Origin of the sequence: Mycobacterium sp. 94-17 (genome assembly GCF_035617725.1) — a bacterium.
Classification (GTDB): Bacteria; Actinomycetota; Actinomycetes; order Mycobacteriales; family Mycobacteriaceae; genus Mycobacterium.
Genome location: NZ_JAPIYN010000004.1, coordinates 46,075 through 68,384 on the forward strand (window position 1 = coordinate 46,075; position 22,310 = coordinate 68,384).

At 69.0% G+C, this 22,310-nt stretch carries 23 protein-coding genes and 1 pseudogene; 5 read left to right on the forward strand and 19 right to left on the reverse strand.

The window, feature by feature from the left end; translation table 11 throughout:
- Positions 1-133 precede the first annotated feature (133 nt).
- The 5 genes from OQ789_RS06430 to dxr all read right to left on the reverse strand — a co-directional run bounded on the left by OQ789_RS06430 (position 134) and on the right by dxr (position 6,705).
- Positions 134-1,948 (reverse strand): penicillin-binding transpeptidase domain-containing protein, encoded by a 1,815-nt coding sequence (locus tag OQ789_RS06430; RefSeq protein WP_324684338.1) that lies wholly within the window; start codon positions 1,946-1,948, stop codon positions 134-136.
- A 169-nt stretch (positions 1,949-2,117) separates the two neighbouring features.
- The gene (locus tag OQ789_RS06435) at positions 2,118-2,972 is read right to left on the reverse strand and encodes a GNAT family N-acetyltransferase (protein ID WP_324684340.1); all 855 of its coding nucleotides are present in this window, start codon (positions 2,970-2,972) and stop codon (positions 2,118-2,120) included.
- Between the two features lie 55 nt (positions 2,973-3,027).
- Complete coding sequence (gene ispG, locus OQ789_RS06440) at positions 3,028-4,194, reverse strand: flavodoxin-dependent (E)-4-hydroxy-3-methylbut-2-enyl-diphosphate synthase (protein ID WP_324684342.1); 1,167 nt, start codon at positions 4,192-4,194, stop codon at positions 3,028-3,030.
- A 20-nt stretch (positions 4,195-4,214) separates the two neighbouring features.
- Positions 4,215-5,438, reverse strand: a complete 1,224-nt coding sequence (locus tag OQ789_RS06445) for a M50 family metallopeptidase (RefSeq protein WP_324684343.1) — start codon at positions 5,436-5,438, stop codon at positions 4,215-4,217.
- A gap of 19 nt (positions 5,439-5,457) precedes the next feature.
- Positions 5,458-6,705, reverse strand: a complete 1,248-nt coding sequence (gene dxr, locus OQ789_RS06450) for a 1-deoxy-D-xylulose-5-phosphate reductoisomerase (protein WP_420716055.1) — start codon at positions 6,703-6,705, stop codon at positions 5,458-5,460.
- Between the two features lie 82 nt (positions 6,706-6,787).
- Here dxr and OQ789_RS06455 point away from each other — a divergent pair, with 82 nt between their 5' ends.
- A complete protein-coding gene (locus OQ789_RS06455; RefSeq protein ID WP_324684666.1) occupies positions 6,788-7,042 on the forward strand; it encodes a DUF2631 domain-containing protein in 255 nt (84 codons plus the stop codon).
- 21 nt (positions 7,043-7,063) lie between these two features.
- Here the strand turns inward: OQ789_RS06455 and OQ789_RS06460 are convergent.
- From OQ789_RS06460 to pyrH, 6 genes and pseudogenes are all read right to left on the reverse strand, one after another.
- Positions 7,064-7,912 (reverse strand): annotated as a pseudogene (locus OQ789_RS06460) (cytochrome c biogenesis CcdA family protein); the annotation flags it as partial.
- A gap of 4 nt (positions 7,913-7,916) precedes the next feature.
- On the reverse strand, positions 7,917-8,426 hold the full coding sequence (locus OQ789_RS06465) for a protein disulfide oxidoreductase (RefSeq protein ID WP_324684346.1): 510 nt from the start codon (positions 8,424-8,426) through the stop codon (positions 7,917-7,919).
- A 174-nt stretch (positions 8,427-8,600) separates the two neighbouring features.
- Positions 8,601-9,695, reverse strand: coding sequence for a 23S rRNA (adenine(2503)-C(2))-methyltransferase RlmN (gene rlmN / locus OQ789_RS06470; RefSeq protein ID WP_324684348.1), 1,095 nt, complete (start codon positions 9,693-9,695; stop codon positions 8,601-8,603).
- A 33-nt stretch (positions 9,696-9,728) separates the two neighbouring features.
- Positions 9,729-10,658, reverse strand: coding sequence for a phosphatidate cytidylyltransferase (locus tag OQ789_RS06475; RefSeq protein WP_420716056.1), 930 nt, complete (start codon positions 10,656-10,658; stop codon positions 9,729-9,731).
- Positions 10,659-10,689: 31 nt separating this feature from the next.
- Positions 10,690-11,247 carry a ribosome recycling factor gene (gene frr, locus OQ789_RS06480; RefSeq protein ID WP_324684349.1) on the reverse strand — a complete coding sequence of 186 codons (558 nt, stop codon included), beginning with the start codon at positions 11,245-11,247 and terminating at the stop codon, positions 10,690-10,692.
- Between the two features lie 67 nt (positions 11,248-11,314).
- Entirely contained in the window at positions 11,315-12,136 is an 822-nt protein-coding gene (gene pyrH, locus OQ789_RS06485; protein WP_324684350.1) for a UMP kinase, read from the reverse strand.
- Positions 12,137-12,477: 341 nt separating this feature from the next.
- On the opposite strand from pyrH, the gene OQ789_RS06490 reads away from it, so the two are divergent.
- Both OQ789_RS06490 and OQ789_RS06495 read left to right on the forward strand, forming a co-directional pair.
- Positions 12,478-12,717 (forward strand): CsbD family protein, encoded by a 240-nt coding sequence (locus tag OQ789_RS06490; RefSeq protein WP_324684351.1) that lies wholly within the window; start codon positions 12,478-12,480, stop codon positions 12,715-12,717.
- A 204-nt stretch (positions 12,718-12,921) separates the two neighbouring features.
- Positions 12,922-13,683 (forward strand): winged helix-turn-helix domain-containing protein, encoded by a 762-nt coding sequence (locus OQ789_RS06495; protein WP_324684352.1) that lies wholly within the window; start codon positions 12,922-12,924, stop codon positions 13,681-13,683.
- Positions 13,684-13,714: 31 nt separating this feature from the next.
- Here the strand turns inward: OQ789_RS06495 and OQ789_RS06500 are convergent, their stop codons facing one another.
- The 4 genes from OQ789_RS06500 to OQ789_RS06515 all read right to left on the reverse strand — a co-directional run bounded on the left by OQ789_RS06500 (position 13,715) and on the right by OQ789_RS06515 (position 16,855).
- Positions 13,715-14,653, reverse strand: coding sequence for a lysophospholipid acyltransferase family protein (locus OQ789_RS06500; RefSeq protein ID WP_324684353.1), 939 nt, complete (start codon positions 14,651-14,653; stop codon positions 13,715-13,717).
- A 93-nt stretch (positions 14,654-14,746) separates the two neighbouring features.
- A complete protein-coding gene (locus OQ789_RS06505; RefSeq protein ID WP_324684354.1) occupies positions 14,747-15,301 on the reverse strand; it encodes an MPT63 family protein in 555 nt (184 codons plus the stop codon).
- Between the two features lie 692 nt (positions 15,302-15,993).
- Complete coding sequence (locus OQ789_RS06510) at positions 15,994-16,323, reverse strand: DUF2795 domain-containing protein (RefSeq protein ID WP_324684355.1); 330 nt, start codon at positions 16,321-16,323, stop codon at positions 15,994-15,996.
- Positions 16,324-16,441: 118 nt separating this feature from the next.
- Entirely contained in the window at positions 16,442-16,855 is a 414-nt protein-coding gene (locus tag OQ789_RS06515) for a ChaB family protein (RefSeq protein ID WP_324684356.1), read from the reverse strand.
- Positions 16,856-16,976: 121 nt separating this feature from the next.
- Between OQ789_RS06515 and OQ789_RS06520 the strand changes: the two genes are divergently transcribed.
- A complete protein-coding gene (locus OQ789_RS06520; RefSeq protein WP_324684357.1) occupies positions 16,977-17,396 on the forward strand; it encodes a MarR family transcriptional regulator in 420 nt (139 codons plus the stop codon).
- 12 nt (positions 17,397-17,408) lie between these two features.
- Here OQ789_RS06520 and OQ789_RS06525 read toward each other — a convergent pair whose 3' ends face one another.
- The 3 genes from OQ789_RS06525 to rpsB all read right to left on the reverse strand — a co-directional run bounded on the left by OQ789_RS06525 (position 17,409) and on the right by rpsB (position 20,585).
- Entirely contained in the window at positions 17,409-18,815 is a 1,407-nt protein-coding gene (locus tag OQ789_RS06525) for an amidase (RefSeq protein ID WP_324684358.1), read from the reverse strand.
- An 87-nt stretch (positions 18,816-18,902) separates the two neighbouring features.
- Positions 18,903-19,730: a translation elongation factor Ts gene (gene tsf / locus OQ789_RS06530; RefSeq protein ID WP_324684359.1), complete on the reverse strand. Its 828-nt coding sequence runs from the start codon at positions 19,728-19,730 to the stop codon at positions 18,903-18,905.
- A 12-nt stretch (positions 19,731-19,742) separates the two neighbouring features.
- Positions 19,743-20,585: a 30S ribosomal protein S2 gene (gene rpsB, locus OQ789_RS06535; RefSeq protein WP_324684360.1), complete on the reverse strand. Its 843-nt coding sequence runs from the start codon at positions 20,583-20,585 to the stop codon at positions 19,743-19,745.
- 303 nt (positions 20,586-20,888) lie between these two features.
- On the opposite strand from rpsB, the gene OQ789_RS06540 reads away from it, so the two are divergent.
- Positions 20,889-21,422, forward strand: a complete 534-nt coding sequence (locus tag OQ789_RS06540) for a M23 family metallopeptidase (RefSeq protein ID WP_420716057.1) — start codon at positions 20,889-20,891, stop codon at positions 21,420-21,422.
- Here the strand turns inward: OQ789_RS06540 and OQ789_RS06545 are convergent.
- On the reverse strand, positions 21,401-22,297 hold the full coding sequence (locus OQ789_RS06545) for a tyrosine recombinase XerC (protein ID WP_324684361.1): 897 nt from the start codon (positions 22,295-22,297) through the stop codon (positions 21,401-21,403). The genes OQ789_RS06540 and OQ789_RS06545 overlap by 22 nt on opposite strands.
- Positions 22,298-22,310: the final 13 nt, after the last annotated feature.

Sequence of the window (22,310 nt, forward strand, 5' to 3'; positions counted from 1 at the left end):
CGCAGCGGGTCGCCACCATGGGACCAGTGGCGATCGCAAGCGCGGCGTCGCCGGGCGCAGCGGGTCGCCACCATGGGACCAGTGGCGATCGCAAGCGCGGCGTCGCCGGGCGCAGCGGGTCGCCACCATGGGGCTACGCCAAGAAGTCCGGCGGCAGCGACTCGAACATCACCTTGGTCATCCGGACGGCGTATTCCGAGCTGCCGCCCCCCACGATCAGCGCCGCGAAGGCCAGGTCGCCGCGGTAGCCGGCGAACCAGGAATGCGATCCGCCGGGAAACTCGGCCTCACCGGTCTTCCCGTACACCGCGCCGCATCCCGCGATCTCCTTGGCGGTCCCGTTGGTCACCACCAGCCGCATCATCGGCCGCAGGGCGTCGACCATCTTCGGGCTGATCGGCGTGGTGTCGCCCTGGACGGCGGTCTGCCGCCCCACGATCAGCTGCGGAACCGGGGTCTTGCCCGCGGCGACCGTCGCCGCCACCAGGGCCATGCCGAACGGGCTGGCCAGCACCTTGCCCTGGCCGAAGCCGTCTTCGGTGCGCTCGGCGAGGTCGACCGTCGGCGGCACCGAGCCGGTCACCGTGGTGATGCCGTCGACCTGGTAGTCCAGCCCGATGCCGTAGCGGGAGGCCGCCTGCGTCAGGCCGCGCGGCGGCATCTTGCTGCTGAGCTCGGCAAAGGTGGTGTTGCACGAGCTCGCGAACGCCCGCGACATCGGCACCACGCCGAGATCGAAGCCGCCGTAATTGGGGATGGTGCGGTGCCCGATGTCGAGATGGCCCGGGCAGCCCAGCATGGTGTTGGGGGTGGCCATGTCCCGGTCGACGGCCGCGCCGGCGGTGACCATCTTGAACGTCGACCCGGGCGGGAACAGCCCGTTGGTGGCCAGCAGGCCGTCGGCATCGGCGCCGCCATTCTGCGCGATTGCCAGTATCTCTCCGGTCGACGGCTTGATCACGACGATCATCGCCTTGCCGCCCCGGGTGTCCACCGCGTGCTGCGCGGCGTTCTGCACCGTGCGGTCCAGGGTGATCGACACCGACGGCGCCGGTGACCCCTGCACCTCGTGCAGCACCTCGACCTCGACACCGTTCTGGTTGACGCTGACCACCCGCCAGCCCGGTTCGCCGTCGAGCTGGTCGATCACGGCCTTCTTCACCGCGGAGATGACCGTCGGCGCGAAATGCGGGTCGGTGGGCAGCATCTCGGGCTGCGGGGTGACCACGACACCGGGCAGGTGCCCGACCAGCGGGGACACTTTGTCATTGTCGTCGGGGTGCAGCGTCACCCCCAGATCCACCGGGTGGGGCGTCGAGCTGGCCTGCTCGGCGAGCAGCTGCGGGTCGTTGAGGGCCTCGTTGAAGGGGTGCAGCACGTCGACGATCGCGTGTGCCGTGCCGGAAAGGGCTGGCCCGGCCTGGGTGGCGTCGAGCGTGTAGTGGTACAGGTAGCCGGGCACCAGCACGTCGCTGCCGCTGGGTTCGTTCACCGAGGCGCGGTGCGGCCGGTCGGCGCGCAACGCGAACGTCTGGTGCTCCCCCAGCTTGGGGTGCAGCGCCGTGGTGGTCCACCGCACCGCCCAGTGCCCCTCGTCGCGTGCCATTTTCAGCTGGCCGTCGTAGGTCCAGGTCCGGTTCTTGGGCAGGTGCCAGGTGAAGCGGTAGCCGACGGTGCCGCTGTCCTCGGCGTACTTGGCGTTGAGGAGCTGCGCGTCGAGGTGGGATGCCTGCAGGCCGGACCAGGCCGCGTTGAGCGCCTCGCGGGCCTCGTTCGGGCTGTCGCTGAGCTGCGCGGCCGTCGCCGTGTCGCCGATGGCCAGGGCGCGGAAGAACTTCTCCGCTGCCGGGCCCGGGCCGTCGGGCCGTGGCGTGCATCCGGACAGAACGATGACCGCGGCCAGCAGCAGGCCTGAGGCGGATGAGGCAAATGTTGTCTTGGTTACCATCGGTGCAAATGTTAAGAACTGCGCCCTGCGCTGCGGCGCCGACACACCGAGACCCAACCGTTATGCGTGGATTGCGGGCGTTCGCGGGGCCGGGCCAGCCGCACAGTGAGCGGCGAGCGTGCGGCCAGGCGCACACTCGCCGGCCAAAAACGCTCTGCCGGCGGGGCTCCTAATCCAGCAGCACCGTCGCGAAGGTGCCGATCTCGGTGAAGCCCACTCGCGCGTAGGCGGCCCGCGCCACCGTGTTGAAGTCGTTGACGTACAGGCTGGCCGTTCGCCCGGTGCCGACGATCACCGCGGCGACCGTGGCCGTGCCGGCGGTACCCAGTCCCAGCCCGCGCCACTCCGGGTGCACCCACACCCCCTGGATCTGGCCCACGCTCGGGGATTGCGAGCCCACCTCGGCCTTGAAGACGACCTGGCCGTGCTCGAACCGCGCCCAGGCGCGCCCGGCTGTGATCAGGCTGGCCACCCGCCGCCGGTAGCCGCGACCGCCGTCGCCTAGCCGCGGGTCGACCCCCACCTCGCCGATGAACATGTCGACGGCGGCCACCAGGTACGCGTCCAACTCCTCGGGCCGCACCTGGCGCACCCCGGTGTCGAGCTCGCAGCCGGGGTGACTGGACAACGCCAGCAGCGGCTGATGGTCGCGCACATCACGGGCCGGACCCCAGGCGGCCTCGAGCCGCTCCCACATCGGCATCACCAGGTCGGCCCTGCCGACCAGCGACGAGCAGCGCCGCGTCGCGCGCATGGCCTCGTCGGCGAACGCGTTCAGATCGGCGGGCGCCCCGCGCAGCGGAATCAGGTTGGCGCCGGCGAAGCACAGCGACTCGTCGGCACCGCGCAGCGTCCATAGTTCGCCGCCGATCGAGTTGGGGTCGAGGCCGTGGTCGGCCACCCGGGCCGCGACCATGCACGACGCGACGGGATCGTCGTCGAGCACCCGCCAGACGGCGGCCGCATCACGCACCACCGACACCCGTCGCTCACCGACAAGGCGGAACAGGGGCGGAGCCGACATATGGCGAACTCTCTGTGGTGCGAACTATTGCGACCAGTTCGGGCGCTGGCGCTTATCAGCTTACGGTGACAACAGGTGAACCGCTGGATGTTGTTTCCGGCCCGTCACCGCCGCCCATTTCAGCGGCGATACGCATGGCCTCTTCGATGAGTGTCTCGACGATCTGCGATTCGGGCACGGTCTTGATCACCTCGCCGCGAACGAAGATCTGCCCCTTGCCATTTCCCGACGCGACGCCGAGGTCGGCCTCGCGGGCCTCCCCCGGACCGTTGACGACGCACCCCATGACGGCGACGCGCAGCGGCACGTCGAGACCATCCAGGCCGGCGCTGACCGCGTTGGCCAGGGTGTAGACGTCGACCTGCGCGCGGCCGCACGACGGGCACGACACGATCTCGAGCCCGCGCGGGCGCAGGTTCAGCGACTCGAGGATCTGGATGCCGACCTTGACTTCCTCGACCGGCGGCGCCGACAGCGACACCCGGATGGTGTCGCCGATGCCGCGCGACAGCAGCGCGCCGAACGCGACCGCCGACTTGATGGTGCCCTGGAAGGCGGGGCCCGCCTCGGTGACGCCCAGGTGCAGCGGGTAGTCGCACTGTTCGGCCAGCTGCTCGTAGGCGGCGACCATCACCACCGGGTCGTTGTGCTTGACGCTGATCTTGATGTTGCCGAAGCCGTGCTCCTCGAACAGCGAGGCCTCCCACAGCGCGGACTCGACCAGCGCCTCGGGGGTCGCTTTGCCGTACTTCTGCATGAACCGCTTGTCCAGCGAGCCCGCGTTGACGCCGATGCGGATCGGGATGCCGGCCGCGCCCGCCGCCTTGGCGACCTCGCCCACCCGGCCGTCGAATTCCTTGATGTTGCCGGGGTTCACCCGCACCGCGGCGCATCCCGCGTCGATGGCCGCGAAGATGTACTTGGGCTGGAAATGGATGTCGGCGATCACCGGGATCTGGCTGTGCCGGGCGATCTCGGCCAGCGCGTCGGCGTCCTCCTGTCGCGGGCAGGCCACCCGGACGATGTCGCAGCCGGCCGCGGTCAATTCGGCGATCTGCTGCAGCGTGGTGTTGACGTCGTGGGTCTTGGTGGTGCACATCGACTGCACCGAGATCGGCGAGTCGCTGCCGACTCCGACATTGCGGACCATCAACTGGCGCGTCTTACGCCGGGGCGCAAGTGTGGGTGGCGGGGCCTGCGGCATCCCCAAGCCAATGTCCACTGTTCGAATCCTTCGGTTGATTACTGGAAGAGCCTGATCGGGTTGACCACATCGGCGGTCACGGTCAGCAGCATGTAGCCGACCACGAACACCAGCACGACGTAGGTCGCCGGCATCAGTTTGAGGTAGTTCACCGGCGCGGCCGCCACCTTGCCGCGGGCCGAGCGGAAGAGGTTGCGGATCTTCTCGTACACCGCGATCGCGATGTGCCCGCCATCGAACGGCAGCAGCGGCACCAGGTTGATCGCCCCCAGGATGAGGTTCAGCTGCGCCAGGAAGAACCAGAACGCCACCCACAGCCCGTGGTCGACGGTATCGCCGCCGATGATGCTGGCGCCCACCACGCTCATCGGCGTCTGTGGGTCGCGCTGCCCGCCGCCGATGGCGTGGACCAGCGCACCGACCTTCGTCGGGATCGCGACGAGCGCGTGGCCCACCTCGCCGGTGAGGCCGCCCGCGAAGCGGATGGTGGCCGGGATCGCCGAGAACACCCCGTAGCGCGTGGGCGTGACCTTGACGGTGCCGACACCGATGGCGCCGACCGTCGAGGGTTGCTGCTGACCGTCGTGCCCGCTGGTCCCGGCGGTCAGGTAGCGCTTGGTGGTGGTGACGTCGACGTAGGTGGTGAACGTGGCGCCGTTGCGCTCGGCGACGATGGGGACGTTGCCGTGCACTTTGCGGACGGCGGCGGCCATGTCCTCGAAGGTCGACACCGGGGTGTCTCCCACCTTGACGATGACGTCGCCGGCGCGGATGCCGGCGAGCGCCGCCGGACCGGGCCCGGTGCAGTTCGCGATCTTGCCCGGCGCCACTTCCGGTGCCACGCAAGCGGTCTCGCCGACCACCGCCCTGGTCGGCGGATGCAGGTCCGGCAGTCCCCAGATCAGCGCGACGCCGTAGAGCAGCACCAGGCAGATGACGAAATTCGCGGCGGGACCGGCGAACAGCACCGCCACCCGCTTCCAGACCGCCTGCTTGAACATGGCGCGGTCGGTCTCGTCGGGCGCCAGCTCCTCCACGGACGTCATGCCGGCGATGTCGCAGAAGCCGCCCAGCGGAACCGCTTTGAGGCCGTACTCGGTTTCACCGCGCCGGGTCGACCACAGGGTGGGGCCGAAGCCGACGAAGTAGCGGCGCACCTTCATCCCGGTCGCGCGCGCGACCCACATGTGCCCGCACTCGTGCAGGGCCACCGAGATCAGGATGGCCAGTGCGAACAGCACAATGCCGATAACGAACATCATCTCCGCTGCAGGACCTTTCTCACACCACTCCGGACGCTTTCGCGGACACCTCGGCGGGGCGGGCTGGTGCGACGGCACGCCGCGCCCGGTCACGGGCCCAGCGCTGCGCGTCGAGTACCTCATCCACGTTAGCGGGTGAAACGGCCCATTGGTCGGCGGCGTGCAGCACGTCGGCGATGGTTTTGACGATCGCGGGGAACCCGACCCGGCCGGCGAGGAAAGCCTCCGCCGCCTCCTCGTTGGCCGCGTTGTAGACGGCGGTCATGCAGCCGCCGGTCTGCCCGGCGTACCTGGCCAACTCGACCGCGGGGAAAACGTCGTCGTCCAGCGGCTCGAATTCCCAGCTGGACGCCGTGCTGAAGTCGCAGCCGGCGGCCGCGCCGGGGACCCGCTGCGGCCATCCCAGGGCCAGCGAGATCGGCAGCTTCATGTCCGGCGGGCTTGCCTGGGCGAGGGTCGAGCCGTCGATGAAGGTGACCATCGAATGAACAATCGACTGGGGGTGCACGACCACCTCGATGCGGTCATACGGAATGCCGAACAGCAGGTGTGTCTCGATGAGCTCGAGCCCCTTGTTGACCAGCGAGGCCGAGTTCAGCGTGTTCATCGGGCCCATTGACCACGTCGGATGCGCACCCGCCTGCTCCGGCGTGACGTCCTCGAGCTGGGCGGCCGTCCAGCCGCGGAACGGCCCGCCGGAGGCGGTCAGCACCAGCTTGGCGACCTCGTCGGCGGTGCCGCCGCGCAAACACTGCGCCAGCGCGGAATGTTCGGAATCGACCGGCACGATCTGCCCCGGCTTGGCGGCCCGGAGCACCAGTGGACCGCCGGCGATCAGCGATTCCTTATTGGCCAGTGCCAGCCGGGCGCCCGACTCGAGCGCGGCCAGCGTGGGCCGCAGGCCCAACGCCCCCACCAGCGCGTTGAGGACGACGTCGGCCTCGGTCTCCTGGACCAGCCGGGTCGCCGCCTCGGGCCCGCAGAACGGGATGTCACCGGCCCGCCGCGCCGCGCTCTCGTCGGCGACCGCGACGTTGGTCACACCTGTCTCGGCGCGCTGTCGCAGCAGCGTGTCCAGGTTGGCGCCGCCGGCGGCCAGGCCGACCACCTCGAAGCGGTCCGGGTTGGCGGCGATGACGTCGAGCGCCTGGGTGCCGATGGAGCCGGTGCTGCCCAGCACCAGCACGCGCAGCCGGTCGCGCGTTTGCCCGTCGGTCGTCGGGTGGGTCACACGTTCATTGTGCCGCCCGGCACCGACCGGGGCCATCTCCCGAGGCGTGCTCGGCGAACCCGGTGGGGGGTGTGCCAGAATTCGGTGACAAGCGAGTCCGATCCGAAGGGGATGCGCCGTGGCCAGTACCGAGGTGGAGCACTTCAACGGCGTCGACGCCGTCGAGGTGCCGTCGGCAGCGTGGGGTTGGAGCAGGATCAATCACCGCACCTGGCACATCGCCGGCCTGATCGGCTTCGGGTTCCTGCTGGCGATGCTGCGCGGCAACCACGTCGGGCACATCGAGGACTGGTTTTTGATCGGGTTCGCGGCGCTGACCCTCGTGGCTCTGATCCGCGACCTGTGGGGCCGCCGCCGCGGCTGGATCCGGTAGTCGCCGGCCGCTCCGCCCTACCTGCGCCCGGCGCAGCCAGGCGCCGCCGATCACGCCGGCCAACGCGAACACGGCGATCACCCACGGCCACATCCCGTGCTGATGCACCCAGCCGGCCACCGATCCCTGCAGCCGTCCGGCCACCGAGATCACCGCGTCCCGCGGGTCGCCGTTCGCGCCGAACAGGCGCACCTCGTAGCTGCCGTAGTAGGTCACATACAGGCCGACCAGCACCATCAGCGCGCCGCCGATCCGGTTGACGAATGGCAGGATTCGGCGCAGCCGGTCCGCCATCGCCGAGCTCGCCGCGGCCGCGGCCACCGCGAGCACCCCCACGACCAGGGTCAGCCCCGCGCCGTAGGCGAGGTAGATCGCCACGGCGGTGAGCAGCGATCCCCCGCGCAGGCCGGCGGTGGTGACGGCCAGAAACGGCCCAATGGTGCACGACAGTGAGGCGATCGCGTAGCTGATGCCGTACCCGTACATCGAGCCCAGCCGGGCCGTGGGAGCCCACCGCGGACCCAGCGGCCGCGGGGTCAGCGCCGACAGCGCCCGGCCGGCCAGCAGCCACAACCCGAGCCCGATCAGCACCACCCCGACGAGCACGGTGGCGTACGGCAGGTAGCGCTGCACGGTCGTGGCCGCCGAGACCGTGAGCGCGCCGAACGCCCCGAACACCGTCATGAAGCCCAACGCCATCCCGGCGGTTGCCACCAGCGCGCGCCCGGTGGCGGCCGCCCCGGACGAATCCCCCGAGTGTTGGCCGCGCACCACCAGCAGCAGGTAGCTGGGCAGCATGGCGAACCCACACGGGTTCAGCGCGGCCACCAATCCGGCGGCGAAGGCCAAGCCGATCAAACCCCGGTCCACCGAATCAGGACCTCAGGGCCGAGACCCGGTCGGAGAGCTCCTGGCGTGACATCGCCGACGTCGGGTTGTTGACGAACGTCGAGCTGCCGTCCGCGCGGTAGAACACATAGGCGGGCTGCCAGGGGACGTTGTAGCGGGCCCAGATGGACCCGTCGGCGTCGTTGAGGTTGGTGAAGTTCAGGCCGTATTTGGCGACGAAGTTCCGTTCGGCGCCGACGTCCGAGTGCCCGGCGACGCCGACGAAGGTGACACCGGGGTTGGCGGCCGCCACCTGGCTGACGGCGGGGGCTTCGGCGTTGCAGAACGGGCAGAACGGCGCCCAGAACCACAGCACCGCGGGCTTGCCCTGCAAACTGGCGCCGTTGAACGGCGCGCCGCTCAGCGTCGTCCCGGAGAATTGCAGTCGGTCGTCGGCGCCCAGCGCGCGCGCCGGGTTGCCCAGGCCGAGCAGCACCGTCGCGGCGACCAGCACCGTGGCGAACGCCACGTTCACGGCTGACAGGCGAATACTCATGAGGCACCCTCATTCGATGAAGTCATGCCTTGATCGACGGGTTGGCCGCCCGTTCGGTTCACCCGCCTCCGGCGGCCAGCTGTCCACAGGCCCGTGCTGAATCGCCTGCGCTCCAGCTACCCGCCTCCGGCGGCCAGCTGTCCACAGGCCCATGCTGAATCGCCTGCGCTCCAGCTACCCGCCTCCGGCGGCCAGCTGTCCACAGGCGGCGCTGATCTCGCGGCCGCGCGTGTCGCGCACCGTGCAGGACACCCCCTTGCCGCGGACCCGCCGGACGAACTCGCGCTCCACCGCTTTGGGGCTGGCGTCCCACTCGCTTCCCGGTGTCGGGTTGAGCGGAATCAGGTTCACGTGCACCAGCGGACCGAGCGCGCGATGCAGCCGTTGCCCCAAAAGGTCTGCGCGCCAAGGCTGGTCGTTGATGTCGCGGATCAGCGCGTACTCCACCGACACCCGCCGACCGGTGACGTCGGCGTAATACCGTGCGGCGTCGAGGGCTTCGCTGACCTTCCACCGGTTGTTGACCGGCACCAGCGTGTCGCGCAGTTCGTCGTCGGGAGCGTGCAGCGACAGCGCCAGCGTGACGCCGAGGCGTTCGTCGGCGAGTTTGCGGATGGCGGGGGCGAGACCCACCGTGGACACGGTCACCGAACGGGCCGAGATACCGAATCCGTGCGGCGGCGCGGCGATGATGCGCCGCACCGCGGCGACCACGCGGGCGTAGTTGGCCAGCGGTTCCCCCATGCCCATGAACACCACGTTGGACAGCCGGTCGCCGAAGTCGTCGCGTAGGGCCGCGGCGCCGACGCGCACCTGCTCGAGGATCTCGGCCGTCGACAGGTTGCGGGTCAAACCGCCCTGGCCCGTCGCGCAGAACGGGCACGCCATGCCACAGCCGGCCTGCGACGAAATGCACACCGTGTTGCGTTGCGGATAGCGCATCAGCACCGACTCCACTGTGACCCCATCGACGGCCCGCCACAACGTTTTTCGCGTCTGACCCGCGTCGCAGGTCACTTCGGAGGCCGCGGTGATCAGGACAGGGAACATCGTCTCGGCGATGGCGTCGCGCAGTCCCGCCGGAAGGTCGGTCATCTGCCGGGGGTCGGCGATCAGGCGGCCGTAATACTGGTGCGCCAGTTGCTTGGCGCGAAACGCCGGCAAGCCCAGTTCCGCGACGGCGGACGCGCGGCCGTCCTCGTCGAGGTCGGCCAGGTGCCGTGGCGGCCTGCCGGGGCGCGGCTCGGAGAAGACCAATTGTTGAACCATGACCTGTCCAGTATCGGTCACGTCCGGGCCGACCTACGAAACGAGCGTCAACACCGTCCAGGCCGCGACGGCCGAGGGCAGGACGCCATCGAGCCGATCCATCAGGCCACCGTGGCCGGGCAGCAGCCGGCCCATGTCTTTGATGCCGAGGTCGCGCTTGACCTGAGATTCCACCAGATCGCCGAGTGTGCAGGTCAGCACCAGGACCACCCCCAGCAGAGCGCCGACCCACGGCGGTTTGCCGGCCAAAAACGTCGCCGTCAACGTCGCCGCGGTGATTCCGAACACCAGGGAACCGGCGAATCCCTCCCAGGACTTCTTGGGGCTGATCGCCGGAACCATCGGGTGCTTGCCGAAGAGCGCCCCCACGGCATACCCGCCGGTGTCGGAGGCGACCACGGTGATCATCAGGCAGAACACCCGGCCGGCCCCGTCCTGCGGGTAGACCAGCAGCACACCGAAGGACGCGAACAGCGGCACCCAGGCGGCCAGAAATACGGTGACCGAGGCGTCCCGGAGGTAATTGGCCGACGGCGAGTCGTCGAACGGCTCCGGGCGTTTGCTGTTGTCCTGCATGAACAGTCGCCACACGTTGCAGACCACCACGGTGACGCCGAAGCCGGCCAGTGCGCCGGCGGCATGGAACGGCCAGGTCAGCCAGACGGTGAGCTGACCCCCGGCCAGCAGGGGGATGACCGGGATCACGTAGCCCGCTTCGCGCAGCCGCCGCACCACTTCGTGGGTGGCCACCACGATAGCGAGGGCGACGATCGGAACCCAGAAGCGTGGCGCGAACACCAGCGCCACGATCAGAACGCCGCCGATACCGGCGCCCACCGCGATGGCGGCGCGCAGGTCGCGTCCGGCCCGAGATGTCGTCTTGGCCGGCTCCCCGCCCGTTTCCCCAGCGGCGCTCGCCGGAATGTCGGGCGGGTCGCCTGCGCCGGGTTCTGGAGTAGCCACTGGCCTGGATGAATTAGCTGCTGAGCGGTCGCTAGACCTCCAGCAGTTCGCCTTCTTTGTGCTTGACCAGCTCTTCGATCTGAGTGACGTACTGGTGGGTGGTCTTGTCCAGGTCCTTTTCGGCCCGGCCGACTTCGTCCTCACCGGCCTCGCCATCCTTGCGGATGCGGTGTAGCTCCTCCATCGCCTTGCGGCGGATGTTGCGCACCGAGACCTTGGCGTCCTCCCCCTTGCTCTTGGCCTGTTTGACCAGCTCCCGGCGGCGTTCCTCGGTCAGCTGCGGCACTGCCACCCGGATCAGGGTGCCGTCGTTGGTGGGGTTGACGCCGAGGTCGGAGTTGCGGATCGCCGTCTCGATCGCGCCCACCTGGCTGGCTTCGTAGGGCTTGATGACGACCAGGCGCGCCTCGGGCACGTTGATGCTGGCCAGCTGGGTGATGGGGGTGGCTGCGCCGTAGTAGTCGATCACGATCCGCGAGAACATGCCCGGGTTGGCGCGCCCGGTCCGGATGGTCGACAGGTCGTCGCGGGCCACCGCGACCGCCTTCTCCATTTTCTCTTCCGCGTCGAAGAGAGCCTCGTCAATCATGTGCGCGCCGCTCCTCCTCAGTTCTGCGCGGCGCATCCTCGCACGCGCAACTCATCGCGTCGTCTGTTCAGGTGGTGACCAGAGTCCCGATCTTCTCACCCGCGACCGCTCGGGCGATATTGCCATTGGTCAGCAGGTTGAACACCAGGATCGGCATGCCATTGTCCATGCACAGGCTGAACGCCGTGGCATCGGCCACCCGCAGCCCGCGGTCGATGACCTCGCGATGACTGATCGCGGCGATCAATTCGGCTTCGGGATATTCGCGTGGATCCGCGTCGAACACGCCGTCGACGGCCTTGGCCATCAGAACCACCTCGGCGCCGATCTCGAGGGCGCGCTGCGCGGCCGTGGTGTCGGTGGAGAAGTAGGGCAGCCCCATGCCGGCTCCGAAGATCACCACCCGGCCCTTCTCCAGGTGGCGCACCGCGCGCAGGGGCAGATAGGGCTCGGCTACCTGACCCATGGTGATGGCGGTCTGGACGCGGGTGACGATGCCCTCTTTCTCCAGGAAGTCTTGCAGCGCGAGGCTGTTCATGACGGTGCCCAGCATGCCCATGTAGTCCGAGCGGGTGCGTTCCATGCCGCGCTGCTGAAGCTGCGCGCCCCGGAAGAAGTTGCCACCGCCGATCACGACGGCGACCTGCACTCCGTCGCGAACCACCTCGGCGATCTGTCGCGCCACCCGCGCCACCACGTCGGGATCCAGGCCGACCTGGCCGCCCCCGAACATCTCCCCGCCGAGCTTGAGCAACACCCGCGAATACCTCGCCCGGCCAGGACCCAGGCCGTTTTCCGGTGCAGATGCCGAGGCGCCGTTGCTGGCGGTTGCCGGCTCCGGCCTCGGAGCCGCCGAGCCGGCGACGTGGGGCTCCCCAGACTCCGTCATCAGACTCCTCGCATGAGAGTGCCATTCCGGGCGATCCGCATCCGGAACGGCATTTCACATCCTGCCTCATCGCAGCACAACGCGGCGGCGCCGGGGTGCATATGCGCATTGTTGGCGCGCCGGGCCACTTTTCGAGTCTCGTCGTACCGCAAATAGCCGGGCGCCCGGGCGCCCGCCGCCGGCCCGCGTTTGAGCGACGGGCGGCATGGGAATCCGCATCAACGCGGCGGAACATGCGGTCTTGAGAATAAGGACCGGACCTGCCGTACGTCAGGATCGTTCGCTCGCGGTCAGCGCTGAGCGTGGACGCTCACAGTACGCCAACGAGGAGGGACACTTCCATGGCTGAAGAAAACAAGTCGGGACCTGCAGAAGCGGTGAAGGGCGTCGTCGAGGACGTCAAGGGGAAGGCCAAGGAGGCCATAGGCGCGGTGGCCGGCCGTGATGACCTCACCCGCGAGGGTCAGGCACAGCAGGACAAGGCCGAGGCGCAGCGCGACGCGGCAAAGAAGGAAGCCGAAGCGGAGGCCGCCCGCGGCGGCGCCAAGGCGGCCGAGGAGCGTCAGAAGGCGAATCAGTAGCGTTGCCGACGATGGGCCCGGTCCGTGCCACACGGGCCGGGCCCCTTCGTTTTCCTACGCCGAATCGGCCGGAACCCACCGTGAGTTTGCATAGCTCGTGCATAGTTTTGGAAGCGGTGGGTACCCATGCCTAGCTCTGTACGACATCTCCTCAGAGGTGCCTACGGACCCGGGGGGGCGACCGGGACGTAAAGAGGTTTGGAGATGGCCTTGGACGTGGTGGTACTCACCAACGAGGATGACATCGAATCGGCCCTACCGTTGCTGGAGACGTTCGCCCGGCCGATGCGCCGCGCCACCCTGACGGCCGACACCGACGGGCAATGCGCCGAGGCCGATATCGCGATCATCGATGCGCGCAGCAATATGGCGGTGGCCCAGGCCGTCAGCCATCGACTGACCGCCGATAACCCCGGTACCGCGGTGGTGGCGTTGGTGGCACCGGCCGATTGCGCGGCCGTCGACGCCGATTGCGATTTCGACGACGTGATGCTGCCGGGCACCGGCGCCGAGGAACTGCGGGCACGGTTGCGCCTTGCGATCGCCCGCCGGCGCAGCGCGGTTGAGGGCACGCTGAAGTTCCGCGGCCTTCTGTTGCATTTGGCCAGTTTCAGCGCGACCCTGGACGGCCGCGATCTGGGTCTGACTCTCACCGAGTTCAAATTGTTGAATTTCCTTGTGCAGCACGCCGGTCAGGCGTTCACCCGAACCCGGCTGATGCAGGAGGCATGGGGCTATGACAACACCGGCAAGGTGCGCACCGTCGACGTGCACATTCGGCGACTGCGCGCCAAGCTGGGCGCCCGGCACCAGTCCATGGTCGACACAGTCCGTGGAGTCGGCTACCGCGCGGTCGCACCACCGCAACCGGAACGGGACGTCGCGGACTCGCCGCTGACGCCGATCTGGACGTCGACCACGAGGCGCGCGACGGGGCAATTGGACGCGGAGGCGTTAGAGTCCTGATGTCTTGACTTGCAAAGCTTTTGCCGGGCGATCAGCCGAAGAACGGCAATGCGCGCTTGCGCGCGAGCGCATCCATTCCTTTCTGGATGGCGTCTTGCACCTCGTGGTATTTGCGCTCGACGTACTGGTCGTCGTCCGCCCGGGCGGGATCGTTGTCGAGCTCGACGGCGGGCATGAATCGCGTTCTGATCTTGGCCGGAAGGGGCAGTTGCGGAAGGGCCGCCGGCGCGATCCCCCACGGCAGTGAGACGGCCAACGGAAACACCTTGAGCCGCAGGACGCGATCCAGGCGCAGGGCCTTCGACAGCCGGTCTCCGCGGATCAGCACCGGCATCGCGTCGGCGCCACCGACGGTGGCGATGGGCACGATCGGCACGCCCGACCGGATCGCCATCTTCACAAAGCCGGTCCGGCCCGCCAGGTTGGCCTGATCGCGTTCGGTCCACGGTCGCAAAGAATCCACTTCCCCACCGGGCCACAGCACCACGTCACGCCCTTCGGCCAACGCGGTGGCGATGGCGTCGGGCGCGGCCGGCAGCACCCCCATAGACCGGAAGTACCGGCCGAACAAGGGAATCGCCATCAAGGCGTCGTGGGCGGTGCCATGCAAGGTGCGCTCCGGCCCGAACCTTCGCCACCACTGCAGACCGACGGTCCACGCATCCCAGACGAACGGTGCCCCCGAGTGAATCCCCACCAGTAGCGACGGCGGCGACTCCGGGATGTTCTCCCAGCCGTCGATCTCCATCCGAAACCAGTAGTCCACCAACACGTTCCACAGATACTTCTGGCGCTGCAGGGTGGCCTCGTCCTGGCCCGAGAGATCCCACTGCCCGGCGCGCTCGGCCACCCAGCCGCTCAGCCCGCCGCCTTGCTTCTCGCGTCGCTCCTCCATCGCCTCGCGGGCCTCTTCGGCTTGCCGCTGCGCCTGCGCGCGTACCGGCGCCGGCCTGTGATCCGCATTACTCATGTCGTCTCGGATACCCGATTCGGGCGCGCACGATGCCCCGGACGTATATCTCCCCGCGCCATGTTGGCGCGGGGAGATCCACCACCCCCCGATTTAGGTGTGGGTCGCCGGGGCGGGCGGAGCACCCGGTGCCGGGCTGTTCGGCGCAGCAGGCGCCGGGGCGGAGCCGCCCTCCACATTCGACGTCCACATCAAGATGTCCTGCATCCCATCGTTGTAGACCACGCCGTTCGGAGGCGCGCCGGTCACGTCGAAGTACAGCGTGCCGGTCGACTCGCTGCCCTGCGCGATGGGCGCGGGGTTGAGCCCATTCGGGGCCCCTACCTTGTCGATCACCCGATAGTTCTGGCCATTGGGGCCGCGGGCGATGAAGTCATTGACCATCGGCGTGACAACCCCGCCGTCCGACCGGGCGCTGATGTCGGCTTGGTACAGCGTCCCCTTGGGCGTGTAGCCGGGGATGGTGACGTTGCTGGGCTGCAGGTTGCTCACCGTGTAGTTGGTAACCAGCGGCCCGTCGACAATCTGCTCGCTGGTGCCGAAGCCCTGAATGTTGGGCGCGGCGGACGCGGGCGTGGCCGCGAGAACGCCTGCGACCGCGATACCCCCGGCCGCAGCGGCTGTCGCAGCAATCTTAGTGATCTTCACTAGTTCATTCCTTTCGTGTACGACAATTGCCCTCCGGAGGGCATACGCAGATATGCAGCAAATAGCCATACGGTCTTCGCCCCAAACATTTACCTTCGCGAAAATACGCATATCGGCCGGTTCGCGAGCGAAATAGGGGTTGCATTGCTCCACAGCGGCTTTCACATCAGTGGATAACAAATGCACCATTATTCACAGGCTCCCCGCGATTAGCCCGGGCAGCGGCGCGTGGTCGGTCCGACGGCGGCGTTGCCCGGCATACGGAGTGTCAGGGCGGTAGGTGGGGCCGGTGCCGCGGGAATCCTGAAGCGCCGGCCCAAGCGCGTGTGTTGCCCCCCAGAATTGTGAATCACGCAAACCAAGGATGAATCGGCAAAGGTAATCGCATGGGCTGAGTCCCATATGAGGTCCCATATGAGGTCCCATAAGCGCAATCCGTCCCCGGTGCACAAGCGCAGAGGGATCTCATTCCTGTTTGTCGCGAAAACATTCGCCAGAGCTCAGGAAAACTGCTGGGCAAAAAGTCACTGCGGCGATAGCGTCGAGGAGCGGGTTCGCATTTCTCCCTCACCACGGCGGCGATCTACGTGCAATTGGCCTCCGACGAGGCGGGTGACATCACCGGGCCGCGGGTGGGCGGTGACCGGCGGGCGACCCATCGTGAAGCGAACAACATTGCGCCGCAGCGATACTCACGAGCCGCGGTTCTCGCCCAACTCGTCGACGATGGGGCTTTGGCCGGAGATCTCCTTCGCGCTTTCCGCCCGCCCGGGCTTGGTGTGAGTGCGGCGTGCCGCGGCCTTGTCGCGGTCGGAGACGTCGCTCTCGTCGGCGATGGTCACCGACGCGGCAACCTGCGCGACGTTGGTGTAGGTCTCCGGCGCAACCCCGCGCAGGGCGCGGATAGTCTCGCCGTCGCAGCCAGTGCGCTCGGCCGCGCTGACCAAGTCCGCCTTGTTCGCCGGGAAGCTCACCTCGCTGAGGCACTTGCGGAGTTGGCTGAGAGTGGTGGAAGCAACCATGGCGGTCGGGATGCCCGCTCACCCGGCGCCGAAACCGCGCCCGCCGGGGAAATGTGCGTCCGTGCGGTGGGCCGAAACCTGCGCGACGGCCGCATTTTTGGCCTGTTCCGACGCCGGTTCAGCGGCCCCGAACCCGACGGTTGTGCTTCATGATGGCCTCGACCAACTCCGACTTGTTCATGGTGGACCGGCCGGCGATATCGAGGCGCCGGGCCAGGGCGAGCAGGTGCTTCTTGCTGGCGTTGGCGTCGACGCCCTCGGCCGACTGCCCGGTTGGCCGCAGGCCACCGATCTCGGCCCGCTCGTCGGACGGACCCTTGTCGTCCTTCGTCTCCCAGTGATCGCCGACCTTTTCAAAGCTGTGCTTGACGGCGGCGTAAGCCACCCGGTGGGCGCGCTCCTCGCTGCCATACTCCTCGGCCGCCGCGTCATGGGCTTTCGCGAACGTACGCTGAGCCTTTGCGCTGGAACGTCGCAGGGTGCCGGGCAATTCGCTCTGTTTGGCCGCGCCGGTTTTCGTCGTCTTCGGCATCGAACCTCCTCGTGTGACACCCGCTGCGGATAACCCCTCGGTTACCCTTTTGGCCCCGCGGACAATCGCGGTGTGCACGATGTGCGCCACGGGCCCGCGGAAATATGTCAATATCGTTGACATGACTCGGGCCGACGACCCGCCGCTTGGCTTCCTGCTCTACCGGGTCGGGGCCGCGCTACGGCCAGAGGTTTCCGCCGTGCTGGCTCCGCTGGGCCTGACCCTGCCCGAATTCGTTTGCCTGCGCATACTTTCCATGTTCCCCGGGATGTCGAGCGCCGAGCTGTCCCGGCACGCGGGCGTCACCCCGCAGGCGATGAACACGGTGCTGCGCAAGCTCGAAGAAGTCGGGGCGGTGGCGCGCCCGTCGTCGGTGTCCTCGGGGCGCGCGCTGCCGGCCAATCTGACCGGCCAGGGCCGCGCCCTGCTCAAGCGCGCCGAGGCTGCGGTACGTGGCGCCGACGCCCGAATCTTGGGCAAGCTCACCGAAACCCAGCAGCGCGACTTCAAGAGAATGCTCGAAAAACTCGGCTCCGGCTAGCGTGGGTCGCGATCACGCAGAAGCGTCGATGCGCGCCCACGGCTGCGCCTCTTCGAGCTCATAGGCCAACTCGAGCAGTAGCGCCTCCTGGCCCATATCGGTGGACAGCATCATGCCCACCGGCAAGCCGCTTGCGGATTGGGCCAACGGCAGCGAGATCGCGGGTTCGCCGGTGACGTTGTGCAGCGGCGTGAATGAGACCCAGTCGATCAGCCGGCTGATCACCTGGTGGTAATCGGTGGGCGCCAGGTATCCGATGCGGGGCGTCTCGTCCGCGAGGGTCGGCGTGAGCACCGCGTCGTAGGTGCGAAAGAACTGCGCGGTGCGTCCGCGCGCCCGCCGTAGCCGCACGATCGCCATCGGCAGGCGGTGCAGGTTGCGGCTGGTGTGGCGCAGCAGGCCCAGCGTCAGGCTGTCCAGCTTGCTGCGGTCGAAGGTCGCGCCGAACATATGCCGCCCGCCGCTCACCTGGGCCAGCGCCAGAAACCCCCAGTAGAGCACGAAGTCGTTGACGAAACTGGCCGCGACCGGGGGGTCGTCGACGTGTTCGACCCGGTGTCCCAGCTCCTCGAGCAGGGCGGCGGTCTTCAACGTGAGTTCCCGCACCGGCGGGCTGCACTCACGCTGCACCGACCGGGTCAGCACCGCGATCCGCAACCGCTGCCGGCAGGGAGCGGTGACGTCCCCGATCGGTGCGAGCTTGTGGTTGCGCCAGATCCGCTCGGCCTCGCGGTAGAAGGCCGCGGTGTCACGGACCGAGCGGGTCACCACTCCGTTGGCGACGACACCCACCGGCATGCGGCGCAGGATCGCGTCGAGTGGCAGGCGTCCGCGCGAGGGTTTGAGCCCGACCAGCCCGTTGCACGCGGCCGGAATCCGGATCGAACCGCCGCCGTCGTTGGCGTGCGCCATGGGGACCACCCCGGCGGCGACGAAGGCACCCGAACCCGACGACGACGCGCCGGCGGTGTAGTCGGTGTCCCACGGGTTGCGGACCGAACCCAGCCGCGGGTGCTCGGCGGACGCGCTGAACCCGAACTCGGACAGCTGCGTCTTGCCCAGGGCGGTGAGCCCCGTGGCGAGGTACACCTCGGTGAAAACGCTGTCCGCGCCGGCATTCCGGCGCGCCCACGCGTCCGTGCCGTGCATCGTGGGCTGCCCGGCGACGTCGACGTTGTCCTTGATGAACGTCGGGACGCCGCCGAAATAGCCGCTCGGCGGGCCCGCCGTGGCCGCCCGCGCCTGCTCGAAAGCCGCGTACGCCAACCCGTTCAGCAGCGGGTCGACGGCCTCGGTGCGGGCGATCGCCGCCTCGACCACCTCGGCCCTGCCGACGCGGCCGGATTTCAGGGCGTCGGCCAGGGCGACCGCGTCCAGGTCGCCAAGGGCGTCGTCGCCGAACGCGTGCACGTGTCGCATGACACCGACGCTAGCCCGCGCACCCGCGCGTCCGGGAGATTTCCCGGTTTACGCGAGCCCCGGCCGGTGCCGCGCGGGCGGCCCGAATCAGGCCTGACCCACCTCGAAGCGGACGAAGCGCGTCACCGTGACACCGGCGTCGTCGAGGAGCGCCTTGACGGTCTTCTTGCTGTCGGACACCGACGGCTGCTCGAGCAGTACCGCGTCCTTGAAGAAGCCGTTCAGCCGGCCCTCGACGATCTTGGGCAGGGCCTGCTCCGGTTTCCCCTCCGCCTTGGCGGTTTCCTCGGCGATGCGGCGTTCGCTGGAGACCACGTCCTCCGGCACGTCGTCGCGGGACAGAAAGCGGGCCTTGAGCGCGGCGATCTGCAGTGCGACGGCGTGGGCGGCCTCTTTGTCCGCGGCGGTTCCACCGCCCGAGTACTCGACCAGCACGCCCACCGCGGGGGGCAGGTCGGCCGCCCGCCGGTGCAGGTAGGTCTCGACGGTGCCGTCGAAGTTCGCGACGCGACGCAACTCCAACTTCTCGCCGATCTTGGCCGACAGCTCCGCGATCGCCTGCTCGACGGTCTTGTCACCGACGCTGGCGCCCTTGAGCCCGTCGAGGTCCTTGGCTTTCGCCGACGCGGCCGCGGCCACGATCTGGTCGGCCAGCGCCTGGAACTCCGCGTTCTTGGCGACGAAGTCGGTCTCGCTGTTCAGCTCGATCAGCGCGCCGCCCTGGGCCGCGACCAGACCCTCGGCCGTCGCACGCTCGGCACGCTTGCCGACGTCTTTGGCGCCCTTGATGCGCAGCGCCTCGACGGCCTTGTCAAAGTCGCCGTCGTTCTCGGCCAGCGCGTTCTTGCAGTCGAGCATGCCGGCACCGGTGAGTTCCCGAAGCCGCTTGACGTCGGCAGCGGTGAAGTTCGCCAATGGTCAGCCTTCCTATGAGGTTTCAGTGGTTTGTTCAGCGGCGCCCGATGCGGCGTCTTGAACAGAGGGGGTGGCGCTGGCGGCCGCGGAGGCCAGCAGCTCCTGCTCCCATTCGGGCAGCGGCTCGGCGGCTTCGGCCTCGGGCTTGCCGTCGCCGCGGCCGACACCGGCGCGGGCCTGCAGGCCCTCGGCGACCGCGGAGGCGATCACCTTGGTCAGCAGCGCGGCCGAGCGGATCGCGTCGTCGTTGCCCGGGATCGGGTAGTCGACCTCGTCGGGGTCGCAGTTGGTGTCCAGGATCGCGATGACCGGGATGCCCAGTTTGCGGGCCTCGCCGACGGCGATGTGCTCCTTGTTGGTGTCGACGACCCAGATGGCCGACGGCACCTTGGCCATGTCGCGGATACCGCCGAGGCTGCGGTCCAGCTTGTTCTTCTCGCGGGTCAGCATCAAGATTTCCTTCTTGGTGCGGCCCTCGAAGCCACCGGTCTGCTCCATCGCCTCGAGCTCCTTGAGGCGCTGCAGCCGCTTGTGCACGGTGGAGAAGTTGGTCAGCATGCCGCCCAGCCAGCGCTGGTTCACGTACGGCATGCCCACGCGGGTGGCCTCGGCGGCGACGGACTCCTGCGCCTGCTTCTTTGTGCCGACGAACAGCACGCTGCCGCCGTGGGCGACGGTTTCCTTCACGAACTCGTACGCCTGGTCGATGAAGGTCAGCGTCTGCTGCAGGTCGATGATGTAGATGCCGTTGCGGTCGGTGAAGATGAACCGCTTCATCTTGGGATTCCAGCGACGGGTCTGGTGCCCGAAGTGGGTGCCGCTGTCGAGCAGCTGCTTCATGGTTACGACGGCCATGGTTGTGCCTTACTTGTGTCGGTTGTCGCCCGGCATCGGGTGAGGCCGGGCCCTGGCGGCTGCTGCGATGCCGGACCCGGCCGGGAAACCCCGGCCGGGACCGCCCGGCATGCGATTGCGAACTCCTCGTGAAACCGGAGACGCGGCGCAGACGCGCGAAGTCAGCCCGCGAACGAGCTGCGAGGAAGCAGTTTACACCGAGTCAGCAGGTGGTTTTGCCACGCTTCCCCAACCGGGCCCGGTGGTCCACAGAACCGGCGGGGCCGGGTGGCCGGGCCGGCGGCGACGCGCTGAACTGCCGGGATGCGGTGGACAGTGGTGCTGTTGTGTGCGGGCCTGGTCAGCGCGGTGCCGGCGGGTGCCGCCGGAGAACGCCTGGACTGGCCGCTGCGGCCGCCCCCGGCCTTGGGATCCATAGCCCGGGGCTTCGACGCCCCGGCGCCGAACTGGAATCCCGGACACCGGGGGGTGGACCTGGCCGGTAGCGCCGGTCAGCCGGTGTACGCCGCCGGTGCCGGGACCGTGGTGTTCGCCGGGCCGCTGGCCGGACGGCCGGTGGTGTCGCTGGCCCATCCCGGCGGATTGCACACCAGCTACGAGCCGGTCCGCGCGGTCGTGCGGCCCGGCCAGCGGGTGACGGCGGCGACGGTGATCGGGGAGCTGATCGGCGGGCACGCCGGGTGCCCGGTCGCGGCGTGTTTGCACTGGGGAGCGATGTGGGGTCCGGCGTCGGGCGCGAAGTACGTCGATCCGCTGGGCCTGCTGGGATCCACCCCGATCCGGCTCAAACCGCTGAACCGCGGAGCCGGCGCTCGTCACGCACGGGGATGGGCCTGATCGTGCACCGCGCGCAACCGGGACACCGCGACATGGGTGTACAGCTGGGTGGTCGCCAGGCTCGAATGGCCGAGCAGCTCCTGGACGACGCGCAGGTCGGCCCCGCCCTCGAGCAGGTGGGTGGCCGCGCTGTGCCGCAGGCCGTGCGGCCCCATGTCCGGCGCGCCCGCCACCGCGGCGACGGTCTGATGCACCACCGTGCGGGCCTGGCGAACGTCGATCCGGCGGCCGCGCGCGCCCAGCAGCAGCGCCGGGCCCGACTCGGCGTTCGCCAGCGCCGGGCGCCCGTCGGCCAACCACGCGTCGAGCGCCTCGCCGGCCGGCCCGCCGAACGGCACGCTGCGCTGCTTGTTGCCCTTGCCCAGCACGCGCAGCAGCCGATACCGGGTGTCGACGTCGTCGATGTCCAGGCCGCACAGCTCGCTGACCCGGATTCCGGTGGCGTACAACATCTCCACGATCAGCCGGTCGCGCAGCGCCATCGGATCACCTTGCTGCGCACCGGATTTGGCGGCGGCCATGGCGTCGGCGGCCTGATCCTGGCGCAGCACCGCGGGCAGGGTGCGGTGCGCCTTGGGCACCTGCAGCCGGCCGGCCGGGTCCGCGGTCAGCAGGCCGCGCCGCACGGCCCACGCGGTGAAGGCCTTGACCGCCGAGGTGCGCCGGGCCAGCGTCGTGCGGGCGACACCGGCCGCGGCCGCGGCGGACAGCCAGGAGCGCAGCAGCGGCAGGCTCAGCCCGTCCAGACCGGCGCCGCGGTCCCCGAGGAAGGCGAACAGCGAGCGCAGGTCGCCGAGGTAGGCGCGCCGGGTGTGCGCCGACCGGCCGCACTGCAGGTCCAGGTACTCGTCGAATTCGTCGAGGATCGCCTGCACTCCCCCACGGTCG

Bases quoted from the DNA above. Each gene is read 5' to 3' on its own strand.
- OQ789_RS06510 (WP_324684355.1), bottom strand. From the start codon at position 16,323: ATGGTTGCTTCCACCACTCTCAGCCAACTCCGCAAGTGCCTCAGCGAG.
- OQ789_RS06465 (WP_324684346.1), bottom strand. From the start codon at position 8,426: ATGAGTATTCGCCTGTCAGCCGTGAACGTGGCGTTCGCCACGGTGCTG.
- OQ789_RS06490 (WP_324684351.1), top strand. From the start codon at position 12,478: ATGGCTGAAGAAAACAAGTCGGGACCTGCAGAAGCGGTGAAGGGCGTC.
- OQ789_RS06430 (WP_324684338.1), bottom strand. From the start codon at position 1,948: ATGGTAACCAAGACAACATTTGCCTCATCCGCCTCAGGCCTGCTGCTG.
- OQ789_RS06445 (WP_324684343.1), bottom strand. From the start codon at position 5,438: ATGATGTTCGTTATCGGCATTGTGCTGTTCGCACTGGCCATCCTGATC.
- OQ789_RS06435 (WP_324684340.1), bottom strand. From the start codon at position 2,972: ATGTCGGCTCCGCCCCTGTTCCGCCTTGTCGGTGAGCGACGGGTGTCG.
- OQ789_RS06515 (WP_324684356.1), bottom strand. From the start codon at position 16,855: ATGCCGAAGACGACGAAAACCGGCGCGGCCAAACAGAGCGAATTGCCC.
- rpsB (WP_324684360.1), bottom strand. From the start codon at position 20,585: ATGGCCGTCGTAACCATGAAGCAGCTGCTCGACAGCGGCACCCACTTC.
- OQ789_RS06525 (WP_324684358.1), bottom strand. From the start codon at position 18,815: ATGCGACACGTGCACGCGTTCGGCGACGACGCCCTTGGCGACCTGGAC.
- OQ789_RS06500 (WP_324684353.1), bottom strand. From the start codon at position 14,653: ATGAGTAATGCGGATCACAGGCCGGCGCCGGTACGCGCGCAGGCGCAG.
- rlmN (WP_324684348.1), bottom strand. From the start codon at position 9,695: ATGGTTCAACAATTGGTCTTCTCCGAGCCGCGCCCCGGCAGGCCGCCA.
- OQ789_RS06520 (WP_324684357.1), top strand. From the start codon at position 16,977: ATGACTCGGGCCGACGACCCGCCGCTTGGCTTCCTGCTCTACCGGGTC.
- pyrH (WP_324684350.1), bottom strand. From the start codon at position 12,136: ATGACGGAGTCTGGGGAGCCCCACGTCGCCGGCTCGGCGGCTCCGAGG.
- dxr (WP_420716055.1), bottom strand. From the start codon at position 6,705: ATGGCCCCGGTCGGTGCCGGGCGGCACAATGAACGTGTGACCCACCCG.
- frr (WP_324684349.1), bottom strand. From the start codon at position 11,247: ATGATTGACGAGGCTCTCTTCGACGCGGAAGAGAAAATGGAGAAGGCG.
- OQ789_RS06540 (WP_420716057.1), top strand. From the start codon at position 20,889: ATGCGGTGGACAGTGGTGCTGTTGTGTGCGGGCCTGGTCAGCGCGGTG.
- OQ789_RS06495 (WP_324684352.1), top strand. From the start codon at position 12,922: ATGGCCTTGGACGTGGTGGTACTCACCAACGAGGATGACATCGAATCG.